Origin of the sequence: Muriicola sp., assembly GCF_041567615.1 — a bacterium.
In the GTDB taxonomy this organism is placed as follows: Bacteria; Bacteroidota; Bacteroidia; order Flavobacteriales; family Flavobacteriaceae; genus Muriicola.
In genome coordinates, this window is sequence record NZ_JBFGBM010000013.1 from 1 (window position 1) to 24,280 (window position 24,280).

A 24,280-nucleotide genomic window follows, 5' to 3' on the forward strand; every position below is an offset into this window, starting at 1 on the left:
CAATTTGACCATACTATTCTGCTAAGGGACGTCACTCTGATCAATGCTCAGGGCGAGCGCATCACGGATACGAGCATTGACGATTTCGGCACGGTATCAACAAAGCAATGATCAGTTCTCCCTGGGATTCTGGAGGATATAGGCTTCCGTGGCCCCCAGGCCGTACTTCTGATAATCTGCATCGTAATAGTTGATCTGGGGATAACGGCGCAACAGGAAACCGAGCTCTTCCTTCAATACCCCGGCGCCGACTCCGTGAATAAAGACGACTCTCCTGATATTCTTCCTCAGGGCAAATTCCAGCTGTCTTTTCGCTGTGTCCATCTGGATGTTGAGCATCTCGTAATTGCTCATCCCCCTGGTATCCGGGACTAATTGATGGATGTGCAGGTCTACCTCCATGGCGGGGACATCACGCTCCTTTTTCCTGGAGACCCTGATGCCCGGTTTCCTGTCTACTTCCTTCTCCAGACGGGAGGCGTTCACCTCATCGCGGCTTACCCGTATGCGCTCCTGACCTTCTACCAAAAGCACCTCCTGAAGAGTAAACTCCAAATCGAAGCCCTCGTCCGTCCTGATCCTGACCAGTTCCTGAACCACTTGCATGACGACCCCCTCGATGGAATCATCGAGCACCTGTACCCTGTCACCTGCTTTTATTTTTGCCATATCGACCGGAAAATAATGAGGGGTTTTATTTTCATTCCCTAAAAATAATAGTATTTTTCGGTAGGAGAATGTTAAACCATACGTGTGAATCTCATCCCTTTCCTATTTGCCACCAAAGACCTGATGCTGCCTTGCCTGAGCAAACAGCTCCTGGGGATGGATTGCCCCGGATGTGGTATTCAGAGGTCCCTATGGCTCTTATTTCAGGGGCAATTCCTGGCGGCTTTCAAAATGTATCCTGCCATTTATCCCATCCTCGGGTTATTTGCCTTTCTCCTGCTCGACCAGTTTTACAGAATCAAATACGCCAATACGATCAGCATCGTTCTCATGATCACGAGTGTGGTGATGATCCTGGCCAATTTTGTATATAAACTCTTCTAACCAAGTTTTTTATGGAACAACAAAAACTGCCCAACGTAACCATTGCCATTGTCCTGGCTATCCTGTCCTATCTGTGTTGCTGTATCTATGGGATCCCTGCCATCATCATGTCGGGAATTGGCTTGTACCTCGTAAAAAAGGACGAGAAAACGCTGATGGAAAACCCTCAGGGTTATTCCAATCAGGGTCAGCTCAGGACCGCCAAGATCCTTGTGATCATCGGACTTGTCCTCGGGGTCTTGTACCTGTTCTGGACCATCTACCAGATCCAGGCCATGGGTGGCTGGGAAGAAGCCATGCGAAAATCACAGGAGATCATGGAGCAATTCGGCATAGAAGAATAACGATTTAAAAACAGATTATGAACCAACAATCACTGCCCGGAGCCAGCAATGCACTGACGATGGGAATACTATCCGTAGTTCTCACCTTGCTTTGTTGCGGGCCTTTTGGGATCATCTTTACCATCCTGGGTCTCAACAGTGCCAGTAAAGCGGAACGTATCTACAATGAAAATCCGGGTATGTACACGGGATATGAAAATGTAAAAACAGGGCGGGTATTGTCTTATGTGGGATTGGCCCTTGCTCTTTTGTATATCGTCTTTATCATCTTGTATTTCGGGGCCATCATTGCCCTGATATCGGCAGGTGAGTTCGACAACTTTTAAAAAAAAACCCCGGATGTCCGGGGTTTTTTTCTGGTGGTTCAGTTGGCCACCTCACTCATGAATTTAAGGCGATATAAACGGAGTTCCTCGTCTTCGTAATCCCCGTTGAATTCTTTCATGGCGACCTCTATATTATCCGTCTCGGCATCGAGGAAGTAGTCGTGAATCTCTTCCTGCTGGTCCTCATCGAGGATCTCATCGATCCAGTAATCGATATTGAGCCTGGTCCCGCTGAAGACAATCTGTTCCATCTCTTTGACGAGTTCCGGAAGTTCGAGCCCTTTAGCAGCAGCGATATCATCGAGGGGCAGCTTCCTGTCAATGTTCTGTATGATGTAGAGCTTGAGCCCGGAATTCGCACCTGTACTCTTGACCACAAGGTCATCGGGGCGTACGATATCGTGTTCCTCCACATAATCGGCGATCATTCTTATAAAAGGCTGTCCGAACTTTCGTGCCTTGCCTTCCCCCACCCCGTGGATATTAGTCATCTCTTCCAGGCTGATGGGGTACTTTAAAGCCATATCCTCCAGGGATGGATCCTGGAATACTACAAAGGGAGGCACATCCAGCTTCTTGGCTTCATTCTTTCTGAGGTCCTTCAGCAATTTCAGCAAGCGCTCATCTGCCACACCTCCTGATTTCTTCGTGGCACCCACTATGGCATTGTCCGTCTCCTCGTTGTACACGTGGTCCTTCGTCATCATAAAGGAAGTGGGTGATTTTAAGAAATCTTCCCCTTCCTCCGTAACATGAAGTATGCCGTATTGCTCGATCTCCTTTCTGAGGTATCCCGCGACCAGGGCCTGCCTGATGAGAGCCATCCAGTATTCCTTGGGATGTTCGCTTCCGCTTCCAAAAAATTCCTTTCCGTCTATCTTATGTGAGGCGATAAGGGCGTTGGTGGATCCGATAAGGGTTTTTACGATTTCCTTGGACCTGAATTTTTCATTGGTTCCCTGGATGACCTCCAACAACTTGACCAGGCTGTCCCTGGCTTCTTCCTTCTCTTTGGGGTTCCTGGCATTGTCGTCCATATCGGCTCCCTCCCCGTTCACCTCATCGAACTCCTCCCCGAAATAGTGGAGGATGAACTTCCTCCTGGAGATGGAGGTCTCCGCATAGGCGACGATCTCCTGCAACAGGGCGTTCCCTATTTCCTGTTCGGCCACGGGTTTCCCGGACATAAACTTTTCAAGTTTTTCCACATCCTTATAGGAGTAGAAAGCAAGGCAGTGTCCTTCTCCCCCATCCCGGCCGGCCCTCCCGGTTTCCTGGTAATAGCTTTCTATGCTTTTGGGGATATCGTGATGGATCACGTATCGCACATCCGGTTTGTCGATCCCCATACCAAACGCAATGGTGGCGACCACCACATCCACATCCTCCATGAGGAACATATCCTGGTATTTGGAACGGGTCTTACTGTCAAAGCCAGCGTGATAAGGTACGGCACTGACCCCATTCACCTGGAGCATCTGGGCGAGCTCTTCCACCTTTTTACGGCTGAGGCAATAAATGATACCCGATTTCCCAGGATTCTTCTTGACGAAGCGGATGATGTCTGCTTCCACGTTCTTGGTCTTGGGCCTGACCTCATAGAACAAATTAGGACGATTGAAGGATGCTTTGAACAGGGCGGCATCCTGTATGCCGAGGTTCTTGACGATATCTTCCTGCACCTTGGGCGTGGCTGTAGCCGTTAGACCGATAATGGGAATGTTCTCTCCAAGCCGGTCGATGATAGGCCTCAGGTTACGGTACTCAGGCCTGAAATCATGCCCCCATTCCGAAATACAGTGGGCTTCGTCTATGGCAACAAAAGAGATCTTTACCGATTGCAGAAATTTTATATACTCTTCCTTGGTCAGGGATTCCGGGGCCACGTACAGCAATTTGGTGATCCCATCCACGATGTCCTGTTTAACCTGCTTTACCTCTGATTTGTTTAGGGAAGAATTCAGCACATGGGCCACCCCGTCCTCATTGGTGGAGATACCGCGCAAGGCGTCTACCTGGTTCTTCATCAGGGCAATCAGGGGGGAAACTACGATGGCCGTGCCCTCTTTGAGCAAGGCAGGTAATTGGTAACAAAGGGATTTACCCCCGCCTGTAGGCATGATCACAAAGGTGTTGTTCCCTTCGATCACATTTTTAATTACTTTTTCCTGTAGGCCTTTAAAGGAAGAAAATCCAAAATATTTTTTCAGAGAGGTCTGCAGTTCCGTATCATTCAAAACCATTCCCAAATTCTTTACTTAATCTCGCTGCTACATGAATTCATCTGCTCCACAATAAGTTTAAATCAACTACAAGGTTAGTCGGGGTCGCAGTAGTTTTTCTCGAAGTATTAGAATACCCTATTAATAAGTTTGCGTAAATTTGTTTTCTTAAATATAATACATTCTTTTAGATTGATATTACCCTTTGAGATAAAATCTGCATTCCGTATCACCAAATCACAATCTCGTCTTGAGCAAGCATAAAGCCTTACTGGAACTGGCAAAAAAAACTGTAGAAACGGAAGGCAATGCCATTCTGAATATGGTCAACCAGCTCGACGGTCAATTTGCGGATGCGGTAGACTGTATTTACAAAGCTGAAGGCAGGGTGGTCATCACCGGGGTGGGGAAAAGCGCTATCATCGCCTCCAAGATCGTCGCTACCCTGAACTCCACCGGGACGCCGGCTATCTTTATGCACGCGGCTGATGCCATTCACGGCGACCTCGGAACCATTCAACAGAAGGATGTCGTGATCTGCATCTCTAAGAGCGGAAATACCCCCGAGATCAAATTGCTGGTGCCCCTGATCAGGTCGGGGGGAAATAAACTGGTCGCCATCACGGGCAATACCGAGTCCTATCTGGCTGAAAAATCCGACTTCGTGTTGAACACCTATGTGGAAAAAGAAGCCTGCCCAAACAACCTGGCTCCCACTACCAGTACCACGGCCCAGCTGGTCATGGGCGATGCCCTGGCCATTTGCCTTTTGGAACTCAGGGGATTCAGCTCCAGGGACTTTGCCAAGTTTCATCCCGGAGGCACCCTGGGAAAAAAATTGTACCTGAGGGTTTCCGATATTTCCTCCCAGAATATGGTCCCCAAGGTGGAAGCTCATTCCCCTGTTAAGGAAGTCATCGTGGAGATCTCTGAAAAGATGCTGGGAGTGGCTGCTGTACTGAGCGGAGGAAAACTCGTGGGCGTGGTCACAGACGGGGATATTCGCAGGATGCTCAACAAATACGAGAACATCAACGGTCTTACCGCTGAAGATATCATGAGTAGACACCCCAAAACCATAGAACCCGACGTTTTGGCCGTCAAGGCCCTCAAGGAGATGCAGACCAATGAAATATCTCAATTGCTGGTGGAAAAGGACGGAAAGTACCTGGGGGTGGTCCACCTCCACAACCTCATAAACGAAGGTATCCTGTAATGGCGAGGAAGAAGAAGGATCCCAATGAAATGTCGTTCCTCGACCACCTGGAGGAACTGAGATGGCACCTGATCCGATCCACCATGGCCGTGGTCATTGTTGGATTTGTCGCCTTCCTGATGAAGGATTTTATCTTCGACACGGTGATCTTCGGACCCAAAAAACCCGATTTTCCCACGTATGGTGTTTTTTGTAAGCTTTCCAAGATGCTGGGGTTCAGCGAGGCCTTTTGCAGCAACGAGCCCCTCTTCCGGATACAGAGCCGGGTGATGGCAGGGCAGTTTTCTGCCCACATCTGGACCTCCATCTGGGCGGGATTTATCGTCGCTTTCCCCTATGTACTCTATGAGATGTGGCGGTTTATCAGCCCGGGGCTGTATGAAAATGAAAGGAAGAGCTCCAGGGGCTTTATCCTCGTGGCTTCCCTTTTGTTTTTTATGGGAGTGTTGTTCGGATATTACGTAGTGGCCCCGCTCTCGATCAACTTCCTGGGGGGCTATACAGTGAGCCCGGAGGTGTATAATGACATCGACCTGAGCTCTTATATTTCCACGGTTCGTGCAGCTGTGATTGCTTGCGGACTCATCTTTGAGCTGCCCATCATCATTTACTTCCTGACCAAAGTAGGTCTCGTCACTCCGGAGATCCTGAAAAAATACAGGAAGATAGCCCTGGTGATCGTGCTCATCATTTCGGCCGTCATCACCCCTCCTGATGTGGCCAGCCAGATCATCGTCGCCATTCCCGTGCTCATCCTGTACCAGTTCAGCATCTATATCTCTGCCTACGTGTTGAAACGGGAAGCCAAAAAAGCTGAGAAATATGCCAAATCAAGTTGAAGAATTCAATGCGTATCGCGCCAGGATGAATGAAAAACTGCTGGGAGCGAACAACAAGCTCATCAAGCGGATCTTTAACCTGGACACCCATGCCTACGCCGAAGGGGCTCTGGATGTAAAGACCAAGGAACTTCTGGGCCTGGTGGCCTCTGCCGTACTCCGATGTGACGACTGCGTAAAGTACCACCTGGAGAGCGCCCGCAAAGCCGGTGCACAAAAAGAAGAGGTCATGGAGACCCTGGGCATTGCCACCCTGGTGGGTGGAACCATCGTGGTTCCCCACCTCAGGAGGGCCTACGAATTCTGGGAGGCCCTGGAAGAGCAGGAAGGTTAAAAAAAACGTAATTCCTTTCCCCTCCCTGGAGAATACCTTAGTTTTGGACCGAAATGAAACTCAGAGCCGAAAATATCATGAAAGCCTACCGCGGCCGAAAGGTCGTGAAAGGGATCTCCCTGGAAGTAAACCAGGGAGAGATCGTGGGGCTGCTGGGTCCTAACGGAGCCGGCAAAACAACCTGTTTCTATATGATCGTCGGCCTGATCAAACCCAACGGAGGGAGGATCTTTCTCGACGATACCGAGATTACCAAATTTCCTATGTACAAAAGGGCCCAGAACGGGATCGGTTACCTGGCCCAGGAAGCGTCTGTCTTCAGGAAACTCAGCATTGAAAAGAACATCCTCAGCGTGCTCCAGCTGACCAAGCTCAGCAAGAAGGAACAGCACATGAAGATGGAACAGCTCATTGAGGAATTCGGCCTGGGACATATTCGAAAGAACAGGGGTGACCTCCTGTCGGGTGGGGAACGCAGGCGGACCGAGATCGCGAGGGCACTTGCCACAGACCCCAAGTTTATCCTTCTGGATGAACCCTTCGCAGGGGTTGACCCCATTGCTGTTGAGGACATACAGCGGATTGTCGCCCAGCTGAAGGACAAGAATATCGGTATTCTCATCACGGATCACAACGTGCAGGAGACCCTGGCGATCACGGAACGGTCTTACCTCATGTTTGAAGGGGGCATTCTTAAGTCGGGTGTGCCGGAGGTCCTGGCAGAGGACGAAATGGTCAGGAAGGTCTATCTGGGGCAGAACTTCGAACTCCGCAAAAAGAAACTTCAGTATTAGAAACCGTCACGGTTTATACAGGCCGGGTCATCCCGTCGAGTTCTTGGCAGCAGGTCTGAAAAAAAAGAGGGACATCAGGAGGTAGATCAGGATGATCACCGGAACACTCAGGAACTTCATCGTACCTATACAAAACAGGCATACAAAAAGGAAAATATACCTCAGAGAATTATCCTTAAATCCCCAGCTCTTGAATTTGAGGGAGAAAAGGGGGATGGGGGCGTTTAGGAGATAACAGCTCAGGGTCGTGTGGACGAACAGGAACCAGGGGTTCAGGATGATGTTGTTGAGGGCGTCATTCCCATTGTAAAGAAGGATCATGGGGAGAGAAACCACCAGCAGGGCGTTAGCAGGGGTCGGCAGACCGATAAATGATGTTGTTTGCCGCTCATCTATATTGAACCGCGCAAGTCTTACGGCAGAGGCCAGTGTGACAGCAAATCCCGCAAAGGGAAGCACAGCCGAGAGCCGGAGTGCTTCTTCACCGCTACCTGAATTTATTTCCTGAGATACCCCCAGGCTCATGGTGAACAGCTGGTACATCACGATCCCCGGAACGAGTCCGAAGGTGACCATATCGGCGAGGGAATCCAACTGTAGTCCCAGCTTGCTCTGTACCTTCAGGGCTCTGGCGCTTAGCCCGTCCAGAAAATCGAAGATCAATCCGGCCAGAACCAGCAAAGCCATGGTGGGCCATTGGTTGTCAAGGGCAAAGACGACCGCCAATGAACCGGCCAGCACATTCATCAAGGTCAGGAAATTGGGAATGTTTTTTTTCAATCCGGTCTTCTTTCCCGCTAAAATAGCATAATTTTTACGTTCCCTGTTTTCTCATATTTTTTATTCAGATATTTGCCGGGATACCGGTTTTAGCCCAAAGCAGAACATGCCAGATGACCTTAAAGCAGCTTTTTACCCTCCTCACCTTTCTCTTTGTGATTCCCCTGAGACCTCAGGCAGATCCCCTGTCAGACAAAGCTGTGATCAGCGTGATCACCTGCGGGCCGGGTACCGAGTTGTACTCTTCCTTCGGGCACAGCGCATTCAGGGTGCAGGACAGAGACAGAGACATTGACTGGATCTACAACTATGGCACCTTCAACTTCAACACCCCCAACTTCTACGGCAAATTTGCCCAGGGGAAACTGCTGTATTCCCTGAGCAAACAGCGATTCGAAAATTTCCTTTACACCTATGAGCTTGAGAACCGCTGGGTGAAAGAACAAATACTGGACATCTCTCCCCGGGAGCAAAATGAGGTTTTTGATTTTCTGGAGAACAATTACAAACCTCAGAACAGGGATTACAAATATGACTTTCTCCTGGAGAACTGTTCCACGAAGATCCCGGAAGTGCTGCAACGGGTCCTCGAAGAGGATATCGTCTTCACCAATTACTTGCAGGACAGCAGCAAGACCTTCAGGGACCTTATCCAGGAGAACCTGATCGCGAATTCCTGGTCTAGTTTCGGAATAGACCTGGCCCTGGGTGCCGTGATAGACCGGCAGGCCGATTACAAGCAATATATGTTCCTCCCGGAATACGTCTTTTTTCAACTCCAACACACCCGGATCAAGGATAAACCCATCGTACTGCGCGAAAGAACCATCCTCAACTACCATCTTCAGAACCGCGGAAACTATTTTACGGCATCTCCTTTGTTCTGGTTAGGATTGTTATTCCTTTTTACCGCTACCATCACCTACATCGATTTCAGGAATGAGGTGAGAAGCAGGGTTCTTGACGTCATCCTCTTCCTCTTAACAGGACTGGCAGGATGCCTGATGGTCTTCCTGTGGTTCTTTACAGACCACACGGCCACGGCCCAGAACCTCAATGTGCTGTGGGCCTTTCCTCTGAACCTCGTACCTGCCTATTACCTGTTGAGATACAAAGGATTGCCTAATTGGCTGCCCCTTTACCTGACCTTCCTGCTCATCCTCCTTCTGATTGCAGTCCCGGTCTGGGCCCTGGGCATTCAGATCTATTCGCCTCTGGTTGCCGTCCTCCTTATCACCCTGGGGTTACGGTTTGGTTTCCTCCTCTACCACACCAGAAAAATTGAATCATCGCCGCTATGAATCTCGTCTCTGTAGAGGAAATCTCGAAGGGGTTCGGGGAACGCATCCTCTTTTCCGGGCTTTCTTTCGGCATTAATGCAGGTCAGAAGATAGCCCTGATCGCACAGAACGGGACCGGTAAAACCTCCATCCTGAATATCCTGGCAGGGAAGGATCAGCCAGACACGGGGATGGTCAACACCCGAAAAGGGCTGCGTATCTCCTACCTGGAGCAGGATCCTGATCTCGACGGGGATTTGTCCCTGGAAGAAACGGTATTTCGTTCAGACAACGAGATCCTGAGGGTCATCAGGGATTACGAGAAAGCCCTCGATAATCCCGGGGACCAGAAGCGGTACCAGAAGGCTTTCGAGGCCATGGAACGCCACAACGCCTGGGATTTCGAAACACAGTACAAGCAGATCCTTTTCAAACTACAGCTCACCGATCTCCAAGCGAGGGTTGGGACACTTTCCGGAGGACAGAAGAAAAGGCTCGCCCTGGCTCATGCCCTGTTAAACAAGCCGGACCTGCTTATCCTGGATGAACCCACGAACCACCTCGACCTTGAGATGATCGAATGGCTGGAACATTATTTCGCCAGGGAGAATATCACTCTTTTTATGGTGACACACGACAGGTATTTCCTGGAAAGGGTATGCGACGAGATCCTCGAACTCGACGGTGGTAACCTGTATTCCTACAAGGGTAATTACAGCTATTTTTTAGAGAAAAAAGAAGCCAGGGAAATGCGTGAGGCCGTGGAACTGCACAAATCGAGACAACTCTACAGAAAGGAACTCGACTGGATGCGGAGGCAGCCCAAGGCCCGTACCACCAAATCCAAGTCGCGTATCGACGATTTCCAGGAGATCAAAAGCAAGGCCCAGCAAAGGAGAAAAGACCACGAAGTACAACTGGAGATCAACATGGAGCGCCTGGGAAGCAAGATCCTCGAATTCCACAATGTGGTGAAATCCTTTCCCGATACGCCCATCCTGGATAAATTCAACTACTCCTTTGTGAAAGGGGAACGACTTGGGATCATTGGAAAGAACGGGACCGGAAAGACCACCTTCCTCAACCTGCTGACGGGGAACACCCTTCCGGATGGGGGGAAGATTATCACTGGCGAGACCGTGAAATTTGGCTACTATACCCAGGAAGGCATTTCGGTGAAGGAAGGGCAAAAAGTAATCGAAGTGATCCGTGATATCGCAGAGTATATCCCTTTGAAAAAAGGCAGGCAACTCTCTGCCCAGCAACTCCTGGAACGATTTCTTTTCGACAGGAAAAAGCAGTACGACTTCGTGGAAAAACTCAGCGGGGGAGAGAAAAAACGTCTATATCTCTGTACCGTGCTGATCCAAAATCCCAATTTCCTGATCCTGGATGAGCCGACAAACGACCTCGATGTGGTGACCCTGAATGTCCTGGAATCTTTCCTGCTGGATTATCCCGGCTGCCTGGTGGTAGTATCCCACGACCGTTATTTTATGGATAAGATCGTAGACCACCTCTTTGTATTCAGGGGGGAAGGCATCATCGAAGATTTTCCCGGGAATTATTCAGATTTCAGGGCCTATGAAGACAGTTTGGACGCTTCTAAAAAGGCGGAGAAAGCCTCGGATGCCGAAAAGGGCCAAACCACCGGGTCACCTTGGCGGGAGGAGGGTAAAAGGAGTAACCTCTCCTACTCCGAACAAAAGGAGTACAAACAGCTCGAGCGGGAAATACAGAAGCTGGAGGTGCAGAAAAAAGAATTGCAGGATGCGTTCCTGAACCCGGACATCACCCCGGAAGAGATCGCGAGTCTGTCTAAATCCCTGCAGGAAACAGAACAGCAGATAGATCAGAAAACCGAACGATGGTATGAGATCTCCCTTCGGGCTGAAAGTTAAATCGGCTACCAATAGAAATGAACACAACATTGTTTCAAATCGGATCCTATTTCAGATTTCTCATTAGCTCGACAAACCAGCACGGGGTACATTCCCCATTTCTATTCGCCTACCTGACGAAATGTCTCTACAAAAAGCGAAAAGGACCTTATAACAAGGCGGAAAAGATCGCCCTGAAAAGCATACCCTATTTCAATTATCGCTCCCTGCACCTGGAAGGAAGTTTTAAGGAAATGGAAGGACTTCTGAATAAAGAGTTCGGGCAACTCAGTTTTAGCCATCCTCCGTATGACATGGTCTGCACCGGCCAAAATATGCTTTCCGATACATTTCTGGAGAGAATACTTCCGCATTGCCACAACGACAGTATGATCCTGATCGAGGGAATACACAATTCGCGGAAGGACCTCAACCTTTGGGAGTCACTTTGCGCAGACCCCAGGATCACGGTATCTGTAGATTATTTCTTCGGGGGCCTACTCTTTCTGAGGGAGGAACAGGCAAAGCAACATTTCCGGATTAGGATATAATGGTTTAATTTTACGGGAATTCAGGGCTATGGATAATACAATCTATTACGTTTTAGGTGCGGTGGCCGTCATTTATGTCGCCCTTTCCGTCTTTAACCGAAGGAGGTCCAAAGAACGGAGGTCGCGCAAATTCATGGATGGCTACGAACGCAAAAAGAGAAAGGAGTAATACTTCCTCAGGTTTACTATGAAGATTTACACCAGAACAGGAGACGAGGGTATGACGGCCCTTTTCGGGGGAACACGGGTCCCAAAACACCATATTCGCATCCAGAGCTACGGGACCGTGGACGAATTGAATTCTTGGCTGGGACTTCTGCGAGACCAGGACGTTCAATCTCGTTATAAAGAAGTCCTGATGAAGGTACAAAAAGACCTATTTACCATTGGGTCCATCCTGGCTACCGATCCTGAAAAAGCCATCCTGAAAAGCGGAAAGGAACGACTGAACATCTCTAAGATCAGTTCGGAGGACATCGCTTTCCTCGAAAAAGAAATGGATCATATGGAGGAATCCCTTCCCCAAATGACCCACTTTATCCTGCCCGGGGGACACCCTGCCGTGTCATACTGTCATATTGCCAGAACGGTATGCCGCAGGGCAGAGCGTATGGCCTGCATTTTGCATGATAATCAACCCTTTGACGCTGAGGTCCTCTCCTACATGAACCGCCTGTCTGACTATCTCTTTGTACTGGCCCGTGCGTTCACTTATGACCTCGGAGCGGAAGAGGTAAAGTGGATTCCCGAGAAAAAAGGCTAATAAATTGCCTTTTTGGACGTTATGTCATTAGCAAAATTGAGATTTTTTAAAAAATAGTGTAAATAAACCATCAAAAACTTGACTGTCTGGGTTTAAAAATTATTTTTGCAAAAATTTCAAAGTAATACTTTTAACCATGTATTGGACCTTAGAACTGGCATCCTACCTGAGCGATGCACCCTGGCCAGCCACAAAAGATGAACTGATCGATTACGCGATCAGGACCGGAGCACCATTGGAAGTGGTGGAAAACCTTCAGTCCATGGAAGAAGAAGGAGGAGAAATCTATGAGAGCATAGAGGAGATCTGGCCTGATTACCCTACTGAAGAGGACTACCTCTGGAATGAGGATGAATACTAACAGAATCATCAAATAGCTATAAAAAGTCTCTTAGGAGGCTTTTTTTTTATGTAATTTTGACAGACTTGTAGCTGAATTACCGTATAGGGTAAAAGTGGAACGGCTTTTGACTGTTCAATGTTCGTGAATACCACAAAAAAATCGAATTAAATTGCATTCCTGCCCATACCACCACCTTAGACAGGGATGTGGAAAAGAAGAATTCCATGAGTTTATTAAATAGTGTTTTAAAAGTCTTTGTCGGCGATAAATCAAAACGCGATGTCAAGGAGATGCGACCTATGGTTGATCAGATCAACGCCCAGTGGGAAAAATGTAAGGGCCTGACACATGATGAGCTAAGGGCAAAGACCACCGAATTCAAATCGGTCATCGCTGAGGCCTGTACCTCCCTGAATGAGCAGATCGAAGCATTGAAGGCCGAAGTAAACGAGTCTTCAGATATTGACAGGAATGAGGAATTGTATGCCGAGATCGACAAGCTGGAGGAAGAAGCCTATAAGGTAACACAGGAAACCCTGGATCAATTGCTTCCTGAGGCTTTTGCCGTGGTCAAGGAGACCGCCAGGAGGTTCAAGGAGAATGAGACCCTGGAGGTTGTTGCCACGGAAAATGACAGGATACTTTCCGGATCCAGGGATTACGTGAGCCTGGAAGGTGATAAGGCCATCTGGAAGAATTCCTGGGATGCCGCCGGTAAGGAGGTCACCTGGGACATGGTGCATTACGATGTACAGCTTATCGGGGGGATCGCCCTCCACCAGGGGAAAGTGGCTGAGATGCAAACAGGGGAAGGTAAGACCCTTGTGGCCACCCTCCCACTCTACCTCAATGCCCTTCCCGGGAAAGGAACCCACCTTGTCACCGTAAACGATTACCTCGCCAAAAGGGACAGCACCTGGATGGGTCCCATCTTCGAATTTCACGGCCTCACCGTGGATTGTATAGACAAACACAGGCCCAATTCAGACGGAAGGCGGGCAGCCTATAACGCCGATATCACCTACGGTACCAATAACGAGTTCGGGTTCGACTACCTGAGGGACAACATGGCCCACACCCCGGGCGACCTGGTACAAAGACCCCATTATTATTCCATCGTGGATGAGGTGGATTCCGTATTGATAGATGATGCCCGTACCCCGTTGATCATTTCGGGACCGGTTCCCGAAGGAGACCGGCACGAATTCAATGAGCTCAAGCCCAAGGTGGTTGACATCGTGGAAAAACAGCGAAAACACCTGACGGGTGTGCTTGCTGAAGCCAAAAAGAAGATCGCCGAAGGAGACACCAAGGAAGGGGGGCTCCTGCTGCTCAGGGTGCACAGGGGTCTGCCAAAGAACAAGGCCCTGATCAAATACCTCAGTGAAGAGGGGATCAAACAACTCCTGCAGAAGACCGAGAATTTCTATATGCAGGACAACAACCGGGAGATGCCGGTGGTCGACTCAGAATTGTTGTTCGTCATCGATGAGAAGAATAACCAGATAGAGCTGACGGACCGGGGTATTGAATATATCTCCGGGGACCAGGCAAAAGACTTCTTTGTCATGCCGGATATCGGTAGTGAGATCGCCAGGATCGAGAACCAGGACCTGGAGATCGAGGAGGAAGCAAAACTCAAGGAAGAACTCTTTAAGGATTTTGCTGTTAAAAGCGAACGCATCCATACGATGAGTCAGCTGCTGAAAGCCTACACCCTGTTCGAGAAGGACGTGGAATACGTGGTCATGGACAACAAGGTGATGATCGTAGACGAGCAGACCGGAAGGATCATGGATGGCCGCCGGTATTCAGACGGACTGCATCAGGCCATCGAAGCCAAGGAAAATGTGAAGATCGAGGCCATGACCCAGACCTTTGCTACCATTACCCTGCAGAACTATTTCCGCATGTACAACAAACTGGCGGGGATGACAGGTACAGCGGTCACAGAGGCCGGGGAGCTCTGGGAGATCTACAAACTGGATGTGGTGGAGATCCCGACCAACAAGCCTATCGCCCGGGACGACCGCAACGATCTTATCTACAAGACCAAGCGCGAAAAATACAACGCCATCATCGAAGAAGTGACCCAGCTCTCCCAGCAGGGCAGACCGGTACTGATCGGAACCACGTCGGTGGAGATCTCGGAACTGCTCTCGCGGATGCTGAATATCCGGAAGATCCCGCATAATGTGCTTAACGCGAAACTCCATAAAAAAGAAGCAGACATCGTCGCCGAGGCCGGAAAGGCCGGGGTAGTGACCATAGCGACCAACATGGCCGGTAGGGGTACGGACATCAAATTGTCTGAAGAGGTGAAACAGGCTGGCGGACTCGCCATCGTAGGTACCGAGCGTCACGACTCCAGGCGGGTAGACCGGCAGCTCAGGGGTAGGTCCGGACGGCAGGGTGATCCGGGAAGTTCTCAGTTTTACGTCTCTCTGGAAGATAACCTGATGCGCCTGTTCGGTTCTGAACGGGTGGCCAAGATGATGGACCGTATGGGACTGGAAGAAGGAGAGGTGATACAACACTCCATGATGACCAAGTCCATAGAACGAGCCCAGAAAAAAGTGGAAGAGAACAACTTTGGGATCCGGAAACGCCTTCTGGAGTACGACGATGTGATGAATGCACAGCGTGAGGTTGTCTACAAAAGGAGGAGGCACGCCCTGGAAGGTGAACGACTGAAAGTAGACATTGCCAATATGATCTACGATACCTGCGAGGTGATCTCGGAAACGAACAAAGAAGCGAACGATTACAAGAATTTCGAATTCGAACTGATCAAATACTTTTCGATTACCTCCCCGGTCTCCGAACAGGAATTCGCGAAACTCAGCTATCCCGAGATCAGCAACAAGATCTACGCTGCTGCCTACGAGCATTACAGGGACAAGATGGAGCGCAGCGCATCCGTGGCCTTTCCGGTGATCAGGAAGGTGTACGAAGACAAAGCGAATTCATACGAGAGGATCGTAGTGCCCTTTACCGATGGGATCAAGACCCTGAATGTGGTCACCGACCTCAAAACTGCCTATGAGACCAACGGGAAACAACTGATCACGGATTTTGAGAAGAACATCACCCTTGCCATCATAGACGAGGCCTGGAAGACCCATCTCCGCAAGATGGACGAGTTGAAACAATCCGTTCAGCTGGCGGTACATGAGCAAAAGGATCCCTTGTTGATCTATAAGTTTGAAGCCTTTGAGCTCTTTAAATCCATGATCGACAAGGTGAACAAGGATGTGGTCTCCTTCCTCTTTAAGGGGGAACTTCCCTCCGGGAATACGGAGGATATACAGGAAGCCAGGAATCTTCGCAGGTCCCGTGAGTCCCTGAAAACCACGAAGGAAGAGATCCCCAACAGTGATGAACTGGCAGCCCGGAACAGGGCTGCGGGACAAACTCAGGGCAATCGTCCCCAGGTGACTGAAACCATCGTCAGGGAAAGACCTAAGATTGGTCGCAATGACAAGGTAAAGATCAAAAATGTCATGTCGGGCGAGAGCAAAACTCTCAAATACAAACAGGCCGAACCCCTGATCAACAAGGGGGAATGGGTACTTGTGGAAGATTAAAAAATATGAAGAACACTGTCGAAAAGGATAGCCTTCGGGTTATCCTTTTTTTGTTGTATCGATCTCATTCGCCAAGTTTCGAGGCCGGCAATGTTGAAAATCTACCAAAACATACCTAGCTTTACAACAGCAGACTTAGTAAAATAACCCGGATAGATAAGGGATCCGAAAAATCGAGACCTATGAAAAAGAACTACATCGACCAGGAAAGGTTCAGGGACAAAGAGAAATTACTGATCAAGGCAACCAACTACACTTCCGTGCTTTGCCTTGCTTTTTTCCTGTTCTGTTACTTTTTGCTGGATATCCACTCCTCCCTTTCCTTCATCTTCCTATTTTACGCCCTGCTGAGTCTCGCCAACACCTTTGCCTACAAATCGCATAGAAATTTATCCCTTACTTATAATATCGCTTCCATAGCGAGCCTGGTCTCCACCCTGCTCGTGGTCTCCGCCAGCGGGGGTATCATGAGCCCATTTATATTTACGCTCAGCCTCCTGGTCCTGGCCGGTTATGCGACGACCCGTTCCTATGGGAAGACCTACCTTTTCATCATCTGTACCCTGGTGGTGCTGCTATTCCTACAAAACCGGTTCTTTCCTGTGGATATCCCCAACCAGATACCTGAAAATGCACGGGATATTTTCGCCCTTCTCAGTGTACTGTTCACCGTGTACCTGCTCGGTGGCATCTTTGGAAAAGACCTGATGATCGTCCACCATCAACTCTATAAGTCCAAGAGGGAAATGCAGGCCCGAAGCGAAGAGAAGGACACCCTGCTCAAGGAAGTGCACCACAGGGTAAAGAATAACCTGCAGACCGTTTCCAGCCTGCTGAGCCTGCAAGGGAGAAGCATCTCCGATACGCGTACCAAAAGCATCCTGAAAAGCAGTCAGAACCGCGTGATCTCCATGGCCATGGTCCATGAGATGCTTTATATGAGAGACGACCTGTCCAAAATACAGTACAGGACCTATGTAAGGGAATTGAGCGAATACCTGGTAAAATCCCTCAAAGGAGCCAACAACAAGGTTACCCTGAACATCGATATTCCGGATATAGAACTGGGTATAGACACCGCCATCCCCCTGGGGCTCCTTATCAATGAGGCGATCACCAATTCCCTGAAATACGGGATCAAGGACGATCATGAAGGGGAGATACATATCGCCATTGAACAGGAAGACGAACACAGTTATGTGCTCGAGATTGGGGACAATGGATCGGGCTATTCCGACTCGGTGAACCTGAAGTCGGGCAGCTCCCTGGGACTCAAGCTTATCCACAATCTGGCGAGGCAACTCAAGGGGACGATCACCCGGGATCCTTCCAAAAAAGGGACTAATTACATCGTCAAATTCAGGGAGATAGAACCCCAGCCCTTTCCTTCCGTGGCTTAGAAAATTACGGACCTTTCACCGGTATATCAGGGTGCGAATAATCTGTTTGGGCCTCTGGATTTATCCCTATATTTATGGGCTAACTAATTTCAGATCTATGCGCAAACTCCTTATTCTGGCCATTCTGTGCCTGAACTATCAACTTTCTGCCCAGGATTACTTTCTGGAAAAATTCAAGCCCTTCAATAAAAATATTCCGTCTCCCGAAGAATTCCTCGGATACGGCATTGGGGAACGTCACACGAGGCACGACCTTATCGTCGCCTATTTGAAAAAACTGTCAGAGGTCTCGGCCAGGGCCAGTTTCGCGGAATACGGGCGTACCCATGAGGGAAGGATTTTGAGTATGCTGACCTTGAGCACACCGGAAAACCTCTCGGACCTTCCCAACCTCAAAGAAAAACACCTGGCTTTTACGGATCCGGCCCAAAATGTCTCCAACTACGATGAGGTACCCGTTTTTGTCAACCTTGCCTACAATGTCCACGGCAATGAACCTTCGAGTTCCGAAGCAGCCATGCTGGCCGCCTATACTTTTGCAGCTTCAGAGTCTGAAGAGATCCGGAAATACCTCAGCAACGCGGTGATCTTCATAGATCCCACCATCAATCCGGACGGGCGGGACAGGCATACCCAGTGGGCCAATAGTTACCAGGGGAGCCCTCTGGTGGCAGACCCCCAGGATGCGGAACACGATGAATACTGGCCAGGAGGAAGGACCAACCACTACTGGTTCGACCTCAACCGGGACTGGCTGTTAGGGATCAATCCCGAAAGCAGGGGCAAGCTGAACTGGTACCACCAATGGTATCCCAACGTGGTGACCGATTTTCACGAGATGGGCAGCCAGAGCACCTATTTCTTTGAACCCATGAAGGCCAATGGTTCCCTGGATCCCATCATGCCCAGAGAAAATTACATCGACCTCAATAACCTGTTCGGAGATTATTTTGCCAAAGCCCTGGACAGCATAGGCTCCCTCTATTTCACCAAAGAGGTCTTTGACGGCACCTACCCGGGTTATGGTTCCTCTTATCCGGATCTGCAGGGCGGACTCGGATTGCTGTTCGAGCAGGCGAGTTCCAGGGGCCATAAACAAACTACACCCTTTGGGGAGATCACCTTTCCCTTTACGATCAGGAACCAGTTCACCTCCAGCATTACCACAGTCAGGGCAGCCGTTGAGAACAAGGCCCTCCTGCGAAAATACCAGCAGGATTTCTTTAAATCTGCCCTCTCGAGGGCTTCGGCTTCACGTATCAAAGGGTATTCCTTCGGAGATGCCTATGACCAGAACAGGATAAAGGCATTTGTCGACAAACTCCTGCTACACAGGGTGAAGGTCTTAAAAAACAATGACGGGTCGTACTTTGTGCCTGCCAGGCAACCCCAGTACCGAATGGTACAGACGGTCTTTGAGACCTATACCCGTTACAGGGACAGTGTTTTTTACGACGCTTCCGCATGGTCCCTCGCTAATTTTTACAATATTTCCTACAGCGCCCAAAGCAGGGAATTAAACGGCACTCCTGTAACTTCCCTCGAAGACTTCGTAAAAATCCTTCCCGCGGAGCGATCGGATTATGCCTACCTGATCGACTGGGACGATTACAATGCCCCGGCAGCCTTGCACTACCTTCAATCCAAAGGCCTGGTGTTGTCCTCTTCCTTCCGTCCCTTTACCTCCCAGACGAACAGGGGGAACAAAAACTTCCATTACGGTACCTTGCTCCTGCCCGTAAAGCTCCAGAAAAAGAATTCCGATGAGGTCTTTAATCTTTTAAAAGAAGTTCAGGAAAAATTCCAGGTACCCGTGTATGCCGTTGAAACCGGACTCAACCTCTCCGGAGTAGACCTCGGCAGCAGGTTTGTAAGGCCCACAGAACCTCCTAAAGCCGCCATGATTATAGGGGAAGGCGTGCGCTCCTATGAGGCCGGGGAGGTATGGCATCTTCTGGACACACGTGTTCATATGCCGATCACCAAGATTCCCATCAGGAGTCTGAAGGGCGCCGATCTGGACAAATACAATACCCTGGTCATGGTCTCTGGAAACTACTCCTTTGACGAGAAACTCCTCGGAAAGATCAAATCCTGGACCGAAAAAGGAAATACGCTTATTACCATTGGAACAGCCTCCAAATGGGCTGTTGATAAGAAATTGGTCAATGAAACACTGATCGAGGAAAAGAAGGATACTCTGGCAACTGTCCAACGAAAACCTTATGCAGATGCCGGAGACAACATCGGGAAGGAAAGTGTAGGGGGGATCATCGTGGAGGCCGAACTCGACCTGACCCACCCGATCGCTTTTGGGTACCAAAAGGAACGCATCCCAGTGTACAAAAACAATGCGGTCTGGCTGGCCCCGAGCAAGAACGCATACGCCACGGTATCAAAATATACCCAAAGCCCGGTGATCGATGGATTTATCACGGATAAGAACCGCGATGAGTTCCTCAGGAAATCAGCCTCCCTCATCGTGAGTCCGGTTGGCAGCGGCAGGGTGGTCATGTTTGCCGACAACCCCAATTTCAGGGGTTCCTGGTATGGAACCAACCGGCTCTTTCTCAATGCCCTGTTCCTTGGAAATCACATAAACGTACCTAAATAAGAATCATGAAGAACTTTTTTCTCACGCTCACAGGGATCCTGATATGCCATATGACACTCTCCCAATCGCTGGAAGGGGATGGACCTTTTTCCCAGCTGATCATCCGGGGTGTGACCCTGATCAATGGAAATGGGGCGCCCCCTATCGGACCCGTGGATATCGTTGTGGAGAACAACATCATCAGGGAGATCGACGTGGTTGGCTATCCCGGGGTGGAGATCGACTCGTCCCGCAGGCCACAACTCGCTCCCGGAGGCAAGGAACTGGATTGCACCGGTATGTACCTCCTGCCCGGTTTTGTGGACATGCACGGCCACATTGGCGGCAGGGCCCAGGGTGCGGAACCCGACTATGTCTTTAAACTCTGGATGGCCCACGGGATCACGACCATCCGGGAACCCAGCGGAAGGGGGGTTGATTTTGCGATGGACCTGAAACGGAAAAGCAGCAAAAATGAGATCATTGCCCCCAGGATCTTTGTCTATACGGGATTTGGACAGGGGAGCAAAGAACAGATCAGTTCACCAGAAATGGCACGGGCCTGGGTCAGGAGTAACGCCCAGAAAGGGGCAGATGGGATCAAGTTTTTCGGGGCTCCCCCGGAGATCATGAGTGCAGCCCTGGATGAGAACAAAAAACTGGGCTTGCGTTCGGCCTGTCATCATGCACAGATGGATGTGGCCCGATGGAATGTCCTGCAGTCGGCCCGTGCCGGACTCACCTCTATGGAACACTGGTACGGCCTGCCAGAGGCCCTTTTTACCGACAGGACGGTACAGGACTATCCCCTGGATTACAATTACAACAACGAACAACACCGTTTTCAGGAAGCGGGAAGATTATGGGAGCAGGCAGCACCCCCTTTTTCAGAGCACTGGAATACGGTCATGGATGAATTGCTGGAGCTCGATTTTACCCTGGATCCCACCTTTAATATCTACGAGGCCAGCCGGGATCTTCAAAGGGCCAGGAGGGCCGAATGGCATGAGGACTACACCCTCCCCTCCCTGTGGGAATTTTATCAGCCCAGCAAGATCTCCCACGGCTCTTACTGGCATTACTGGGGTACGGAACAGGAAGTCGCCTGGAAAAGGAATTACACCCTGTGGATGACTTTTGTGAATGAATACAAGAATCGAGGGGGAAGGGTGACCACCGGATCGGATTCCGGTTTTATTTTCCAGCTCTATGGCTTTGCCTACGTGAGGGAACTCGAGTTGCTTAGGGAGGCTGGATTCCACCCCCTGGAGATCATCAGGAGTGCAACTCTCAACGGGGCAGAAGCCCTGGGGGTCAGCGACAAGATAGGGACCGTGACCGTTGGGAAGCTGGCCGATTTTGTGATCGTGGGGGAAAATCCCCTGGAAAACTTAAAGGTGCTCTACGGCACGGGAGCTATCAAACTCACGGAAGACAATGAAGTAGTCCGCGTAGGCGGTGTACGCTATACGATCAAGGACGGTATCGTTTACGACGCGAAAGCACTCTTACGGGACGTAAAGCGGATGGTCGAAGAGAAAAAACGAGAAACAGACTACAAAATACGGCAACCGGGAATAAGAGAATAACTAAGGTCATTGTGTACGGTATTAAACGGTTAGGTTTTTCTTTTGGGTCCTGAATGAAAGTTCAGCCTTGATACGTGCATTCTTGAACCGGTACAGGCGGGCTATTTTTTCGGTACCAGCCTTCTCAACTTGTTTATGATGTACAGGAAGAACAGGCCTACCATCCAGAACAAGATCCATTTTATGATGTTCAGTTTCAGCATGGTTGTGTGTTTTTTGGGCAACGGCGCCTGCACTCATCAGAAGGGTCAGGCAAAGGGTTAAAATAGCTTTCACGATTTGGGTGTTTCGTCTATTAAAGTAACCCCGTATTTCGCTATAGTTTGTTCGTAAATCGCTGAATGTCAGTTATTTTTCGGTAAGTGAAAACTTATCAGACCAATGGTTGGATTTCCCGGTTGACGGGATCCCGAATGCCTTTCCCCTCAACCCTGAAAGCGGTATTTCATCGGCAATTAAGCAGGTATTGCAGAAATAAGGTCAGCCAGAATTGGCGGTGCAGGTGATCTCCCGGAAGGGCACAAGATGGTCTTTAATCTGAAGTTTGCATTGCCCAATTTTGTATCTTTATGATCCCACGTAAATCAGCAGATGAGGGTCAGTAAAAACTGTAATTCTAACTACGCGAAACTTTCAATTCCTATGTAATCCTCCTGCTGTTTTAATTGGGTTTGTAGCCGGCCTATTGACAGACACTTTGCCCGAATGGAAGAAGTGATTGACCATGCAGAATTTCCACAATAAAAATTACAGTTATGAAAAAGAAATTGATCAAAAAAGGAGATGTAACAAAAATGAAGGCTGTCCCTATATGGATAATAATTTTACTACTGGGCCATGTCCTCCCTTGCCCGACCTATGCCTTTCAGGACAGGGGGGAACAGGACGTGTCCTACACTTCCTACAAGGGAGAGGTGGTGGACAGTGAGACCAATAAACCCCTGATCTTTGCCTCTCTGACCGTATCGGGGTCTAATATCAGCACGGTGACCAACACAGAGGGCGCCTTTTTACTCAAGGTACCCACCGGTGTGGAAAGTACTTCCGTAGAAGTGAGTTTCCTCGGATACAGGTCGAGGACCATCCCGCTTTCCACCATGGGGGCGGAGAATAACACCATTGCCCTGGACGTACTGGTCACAGAACTGCCCGAGGTCAATGTAACCGTTCCTAAGGATGCCGTTACCCTGGTCAAGGAAACCCTCAGGAAGAAAGGCGATAATTACGTAAATGATCCCAGTGTGATGACGGCTTTTTACAGGGAAACCATCAAGAAGAGACGCAGGAATGTCTCCCTTTCCGAAGCCGTGGTCTCAATCTTCAAGACACCCTACACTTCGCCCCGCAGGGACGCCGTACAGATGTATAAGTCGCGTAAAAGTACGGATTACAGCAAACTGGACACCCTGGTGCTGAAGTTGCAGGGAGGGCCTTTTAACGCGTTGTACGTAGATGTGATGAAATACCCCGAATACATCTTTGGGGAGGAAAGCATTGATAATTACAATTTCCGGTTCGACAGGTCGACTCGTATCAATGACCGGCTGATCTACGTCATCAGGTTCGATCAAAGGGAAGACGTCCTGGAACCACTCTACAGGGGTGAACTGTATATCGATGTTCAAAATAAGGTGTTGACCAGTGCGATCTACTCCCTGAATATCACAGACAGGGATCTGGCCAGCAGGCTCTTTGTCCGAAAAAAGCCCTGGAATGCAAGGGTATATCCTGAGGAGGTTGCCTACCGGGTGGATTACAGGGAGAAGAACGGAAAATGGTACTACGGCTACAGCAATGCTGTACTGGAATTCAAGATCGACTGGGACAAGAAGCTGTTTAACTCTATTTACAGCATGACCTGTGAAATGGCGGTTACCGACTGGGAGCAGAATCCGGAACTTTCAGAACCCAGATACAGGGACCGACTTAAGTCGACCATGATCCTCAGTGATGAAGCCTCCGGATTTTCTGATCCGGACTTCTGGGGAGAATACAATATCATAGAACCTGAAAAGTCGATCGAATCAGCCATAAGAAAAATACAGCGACAGTTAAGAAAGCAGGGATAATCACCTAACCCGCGTGAGATAAAGCAAAACCGGCTCCTGCAGAGGGCCGGTTTTATTTTTTAACATACCGCTGTCTCAGACCACAGAAGAGGTGGGTGTACTTATAAACAATTGTTGATAAGTCAAGTTTATAACTTGTTGATTTTAAATTCCTTACATCGTTTGCACAATCCGATCTTTCGACTATATTTACTTTGTGGTTAAGCGGGAGAAACGTCCTGTTTCACACCGAAAGCCACTATAAAGTTGACGTTCTTTATATTGTTGCAATGGGCATTTTCACGACCGGGAACTTCGGTTTTCGGAAAAGAAAAACA

The 24,280-nt window shown here is 49.3% G+C and carries 22 protein-coding genes; 18 read left to right on the plus strand and 4 right to left on the minus strand.

Going from position 1 to position 24,280, the window contains the following annotated elements:
- Positions 1-111 precede the first annotated feature (111 nt).
- A complete protein-coding gene (locus tag ABYP73_RS01740) occupies positions 112-669 on the minus strand; it encodes a Smr/MutS family protein (protein WP_372945799.1) in 558 nt (185 codons plus the stop codon).
- A gap of 84 nt (positions 670-753) precedes the next feature.
- Between ABYP73_RS01740 and ABYP73_RS01745 the strand changes: the two genes are divergently transcribed.
- From ABYP73_RS01745 to ABYP73_RS01755, 3 genes are read left to right on the plus strand one after another with little or no spacing between them, the layout of a single operon-like run.
- Positions 754-1,053 (plus strand): DUF2752 domain-containing protein, encoded by a 300-nt coding sequence (locus ABYP73_RS01745; protein ID WP_372945800.1) that lies wholly within the window; start codon positions 754-756, stop codon positions 1,051-1,053.
- Between the two features lie 11 nt (positions 1,054-1,064).
- Positions 1,065-1,397: a CCC motif membrane protein gene (locus ABYP73_RS01750; protein WP_372945801.1), complete on the plus strand. Its 333-nt coding sequence runs from the start codon at positions 1,065-1,067 to the stop codon at positions 1,395-1,397.
- A 17-nt stretch (positions 1,398-1,414) separates the two neighbouring features.
- Entirely contained in the window at positions 1,415-1,723 is a 309-nt protein-coding gene (locus ABYP73_RS01755) for a CCC motif membrane protein (protein ID WP_372945802.1), read from the plus strand.
- A 38-nt stretch (positions 1,724-1,761) separates the two neighbouring features.
- On the opposite strand, the gene ABYP73_RS01760 is transcribed toward ABYP73_RS01755, so the two are convergent.
- Positions 1,762-3,966 carry a RecQ family ATP-dependent DNA helicase gene (locus ABYP73_RS01760; RefSeq protein ID WP_372973273.1) on the minus strand — a complete coding sequence of 735 codons (2,205 nt, stop codon included), beginning with the start codon at positions 3,964-3,966 and terminating at the stop codon, positions 1,762-1,764.
- A 229-nt stretch (positions 3,967-4,195) separates the two neighbouring features.
- On the opposite strand from ABYP73_RS01760, the gene ABYP73_RS01765 reads away from it, so the two are divergent.
- Genes ABYP73_RS01765 through lptB form a run of 4 tightly spaced genes read left to right on the plus strand, consistent with a single transcriptional unit; the run spans position 4,196 to position 7,128 of the window.
- Positions 4,196-5,161 (plus strand): SIS domain-containing protein, encoded by a 966-nt coding sequence (locus tag ABYP73_RS01765; protein ID WP_372946276.1) that lies wholly within the window; start codon positions 4,196-4,198, stop codon positions 5,159-5,161.
- Complete coding sequence (gene tatC / locus ABYP73_RS01770) at positions 5,161-6,000, plus strand: twin-arginine translocase subunit TatC (RefSeq protein WP_372946275.1); 840 nt, start codon at positions 5,161-5,163, stop codon at positions 5,998-6,000. Before ABYP73_RS01765 ends, tatC begins: the two co-directional genes overlap by 1 nt.
- Positions 5,984-6,334 carry a carboxymuconolactone decarboxylase family protein gene (locus tag ABYP73_RS01775; RefSeq protein WP_372973274.1) on the plus strand — a complete coding sequence of 117 codons (351 nt, stop codon included), beginning with the start codon at positions 5,984-5,986 and terminating at the stop codon, positions 6,332-6,334. The genes tatC and ABYP73_RS01775 overlap by 17 nt, the downstream gene beginning before the upstream one ends.
- Before the next feature lie 53 nt (positions 6,335-6,387).
- The gene (lptB, locus tag ABYP73_RS01780) at positions 6,388-7,128 is read left to right on the plus strand and encodes an LPS export ABC transporter ATP-binding protein (RefSeq protein ID WP_188369334.1); all 741 of its coding nucleotides are present in this window, start codon (positions 6,388-6,390) and stop codon (positions 7,126-7,128) included.
- A gap of 27 nt (positions 7,129-7,155) precedes the next feature.
- Here lptB and ABYP73_RS01785 read toward each other — a convergent pair whose 3' ends face one another.
- Positions 7,156-7,908 carry a phosphatidylcholine/phosphatidylserine synthase gene (locus tag ABYP73_RS01785; RefSeq protein ID WP_372973275.1) on the minus strand — a complete coding sequence of 251 codons (753 nt, stop codon included), beginning with the start codon at positions 7,906-7,908 and terminating at the stop codon, positions 7,156-7,158.
- 113 nt (positions 7,909-8,021) lie between these two features.
- Between ABYP73_RS01785 and ABYP73_RS01790 the strand changes: the two genes are divergently transcribed.
- The 10 genes from ABYP73_RS01790 (at position 8,022) to ABYP73_RS01835 (ending at position 21,894) form a co-directional block, all read left to right on the plus strand.
- A complete protein-coding gene (locus ABYP73_RS01790) occupies positions 8,022-9,209 on the plus strand; it encodes a DUF4105 domain-containing protein (RefSeq protein WP_372946141.1) in 1,188 nt (395 codons plus the stop codon).
- Positions 9,206-11,089: an ABC-F family ATP-binding cassette domain-containing protein gene (locus tag ABYP73_RS01795; RefSeq protein ID WP_372973276.1), complete on the plus strand. Its 1,884-nt coding sequence runs from the start codon at positions 9,206-9,208 to the stop codon at positions 11,087-11,089. The genes ABYP73_RS01790 and ABYP73_RS01795 overlap by 4 nt, the downstream gene beginning before the upstream one ends.
- 17 nt (positions 11,090-11,106) lie before the next feature.
- A complete protein-coding gene (locus ABYP73_RS01800) occupies positions 11,107-11,619 on the plus strand; it encodes a hypothetical protein (RefSeq protein WP_372973277.1) in 513 nt (170 codons plus the stop codon).
- Positions 11,620-11,647: 28 nt separating this feature from the next.
- Entirely contained in the window at positions 11,648-11,788 is a 141-nt protein-coding gene (locus tag ABYP73_RS01805) for a hypothetical protein (RefSeq protein ID WP_372946585.1), read from the plus strand.
- Positions 11,789-11,806: 18 nt separating this feature from the next.
- Positions 11,807-12,382 carry a cob(I)yrinic acid a,c-diamide adenosyltransferase gene (locus ABYP73_RS01810; RefSeq protein ID WP_372973278.1) on the plus strand — a complete coding sequence of 192 codons (576 nt, stop codon included), beginning with the start codon at positions 11,807-11,809 and terminating at the stop codon, positions 12,380-12,382.
- 136 nt (positions 12,383-12,518) lie between these two features.
- Positions 12,519-12,743, plus strand: a complete 225-nt coding sequence (locus ABYP73_RS01815; RefSeq protein ID WP_013551418.1) for a DUF2795 domain-containing protein — start codon at positions 12,519-12,521, stop codon at positions 12,741-12,743.
- Positions 12,744-12,949: 206 nt separating this feature from the next.
- A complete protein-coding gene (secA, locus tag ABYP73_RS01820) occupies positions 12,950-16,312 on the plus strand; it encodes a preprotein translocase subunit SecA (RefSeq protein WP_372973279.1) in 3,363 nt (1,120 codons plus the stop codon).
- A 182-nt stretch (positions 16,313-16,494) separates the two neighbouring features.
- Complete coding sequence (locus ABYP73_RS01825) at positions 16,495-17,712, plus strand: sensor histidine kinase (protein WP_372945607.1); 1,218 nt, start codon at positions 16,495-16,497, stop codon at positions 17,710-17,712.
- A 97-nt stretch (positions 17,713-17,809) separates the two neighbouring features.
- Positions 17,810-20,326 (plus strand): M14 family metallopeptidase, encoded by a 2,517-nt coding sequence (locus ABYP73_RS01830; protein WP_372973280.1) that lies wholly within the window; start codon positions 17,810-17,812, stop codon positions 20,324-20,326.
- Between the two features lie 50 nt (positions 20,327-20,376).
- Complete coding sequence (locus ABYP73_RS01835) at positions 20,377-21,894, plus strand: amidohydrolase family protein (RefSeq protein WP_372973283.1); 1,518 nt, start codon at positions 20,377-20,379, stop codon at positions 21,892-21,894.
- Positions 21,895-21,915: 21 nt separating this feature from the next.
- Here ABYP73_RS01835 and ABYP73_RS01840 read toward each other — a convergent pair whose 3' ends face one another.
- Entirely contained in the window at positions 21,916-22,170 is a 255-nt protein-coding gene (locus ABYP73_RS01840; RefSeq protein WP_372973281.1) for a hypothetical protein, read from the minus strand.
- A gap of 479 nt (positions 22,171-22,649) precedes the next feature.
- Here ABYP73_RS01840 and ABYP73_RS01845 point away from each other — a divergent pair, with 479 nt between their 5' ends.
- Positions 22,650-23,963, plus strand: a complete 1,314-nt coding sequence (locus ABYP73_RS01845; RefSeq protein ID WP_372973282.1) for a carboxypeptidase-like regulatory domain-containing protein — start codon at positions 22,650-22,652, stop codon at positions 23,961-23,963.
- The last annotated feature ends 317 nt before the right edge of the window (positions 23,964-24,280 follow it).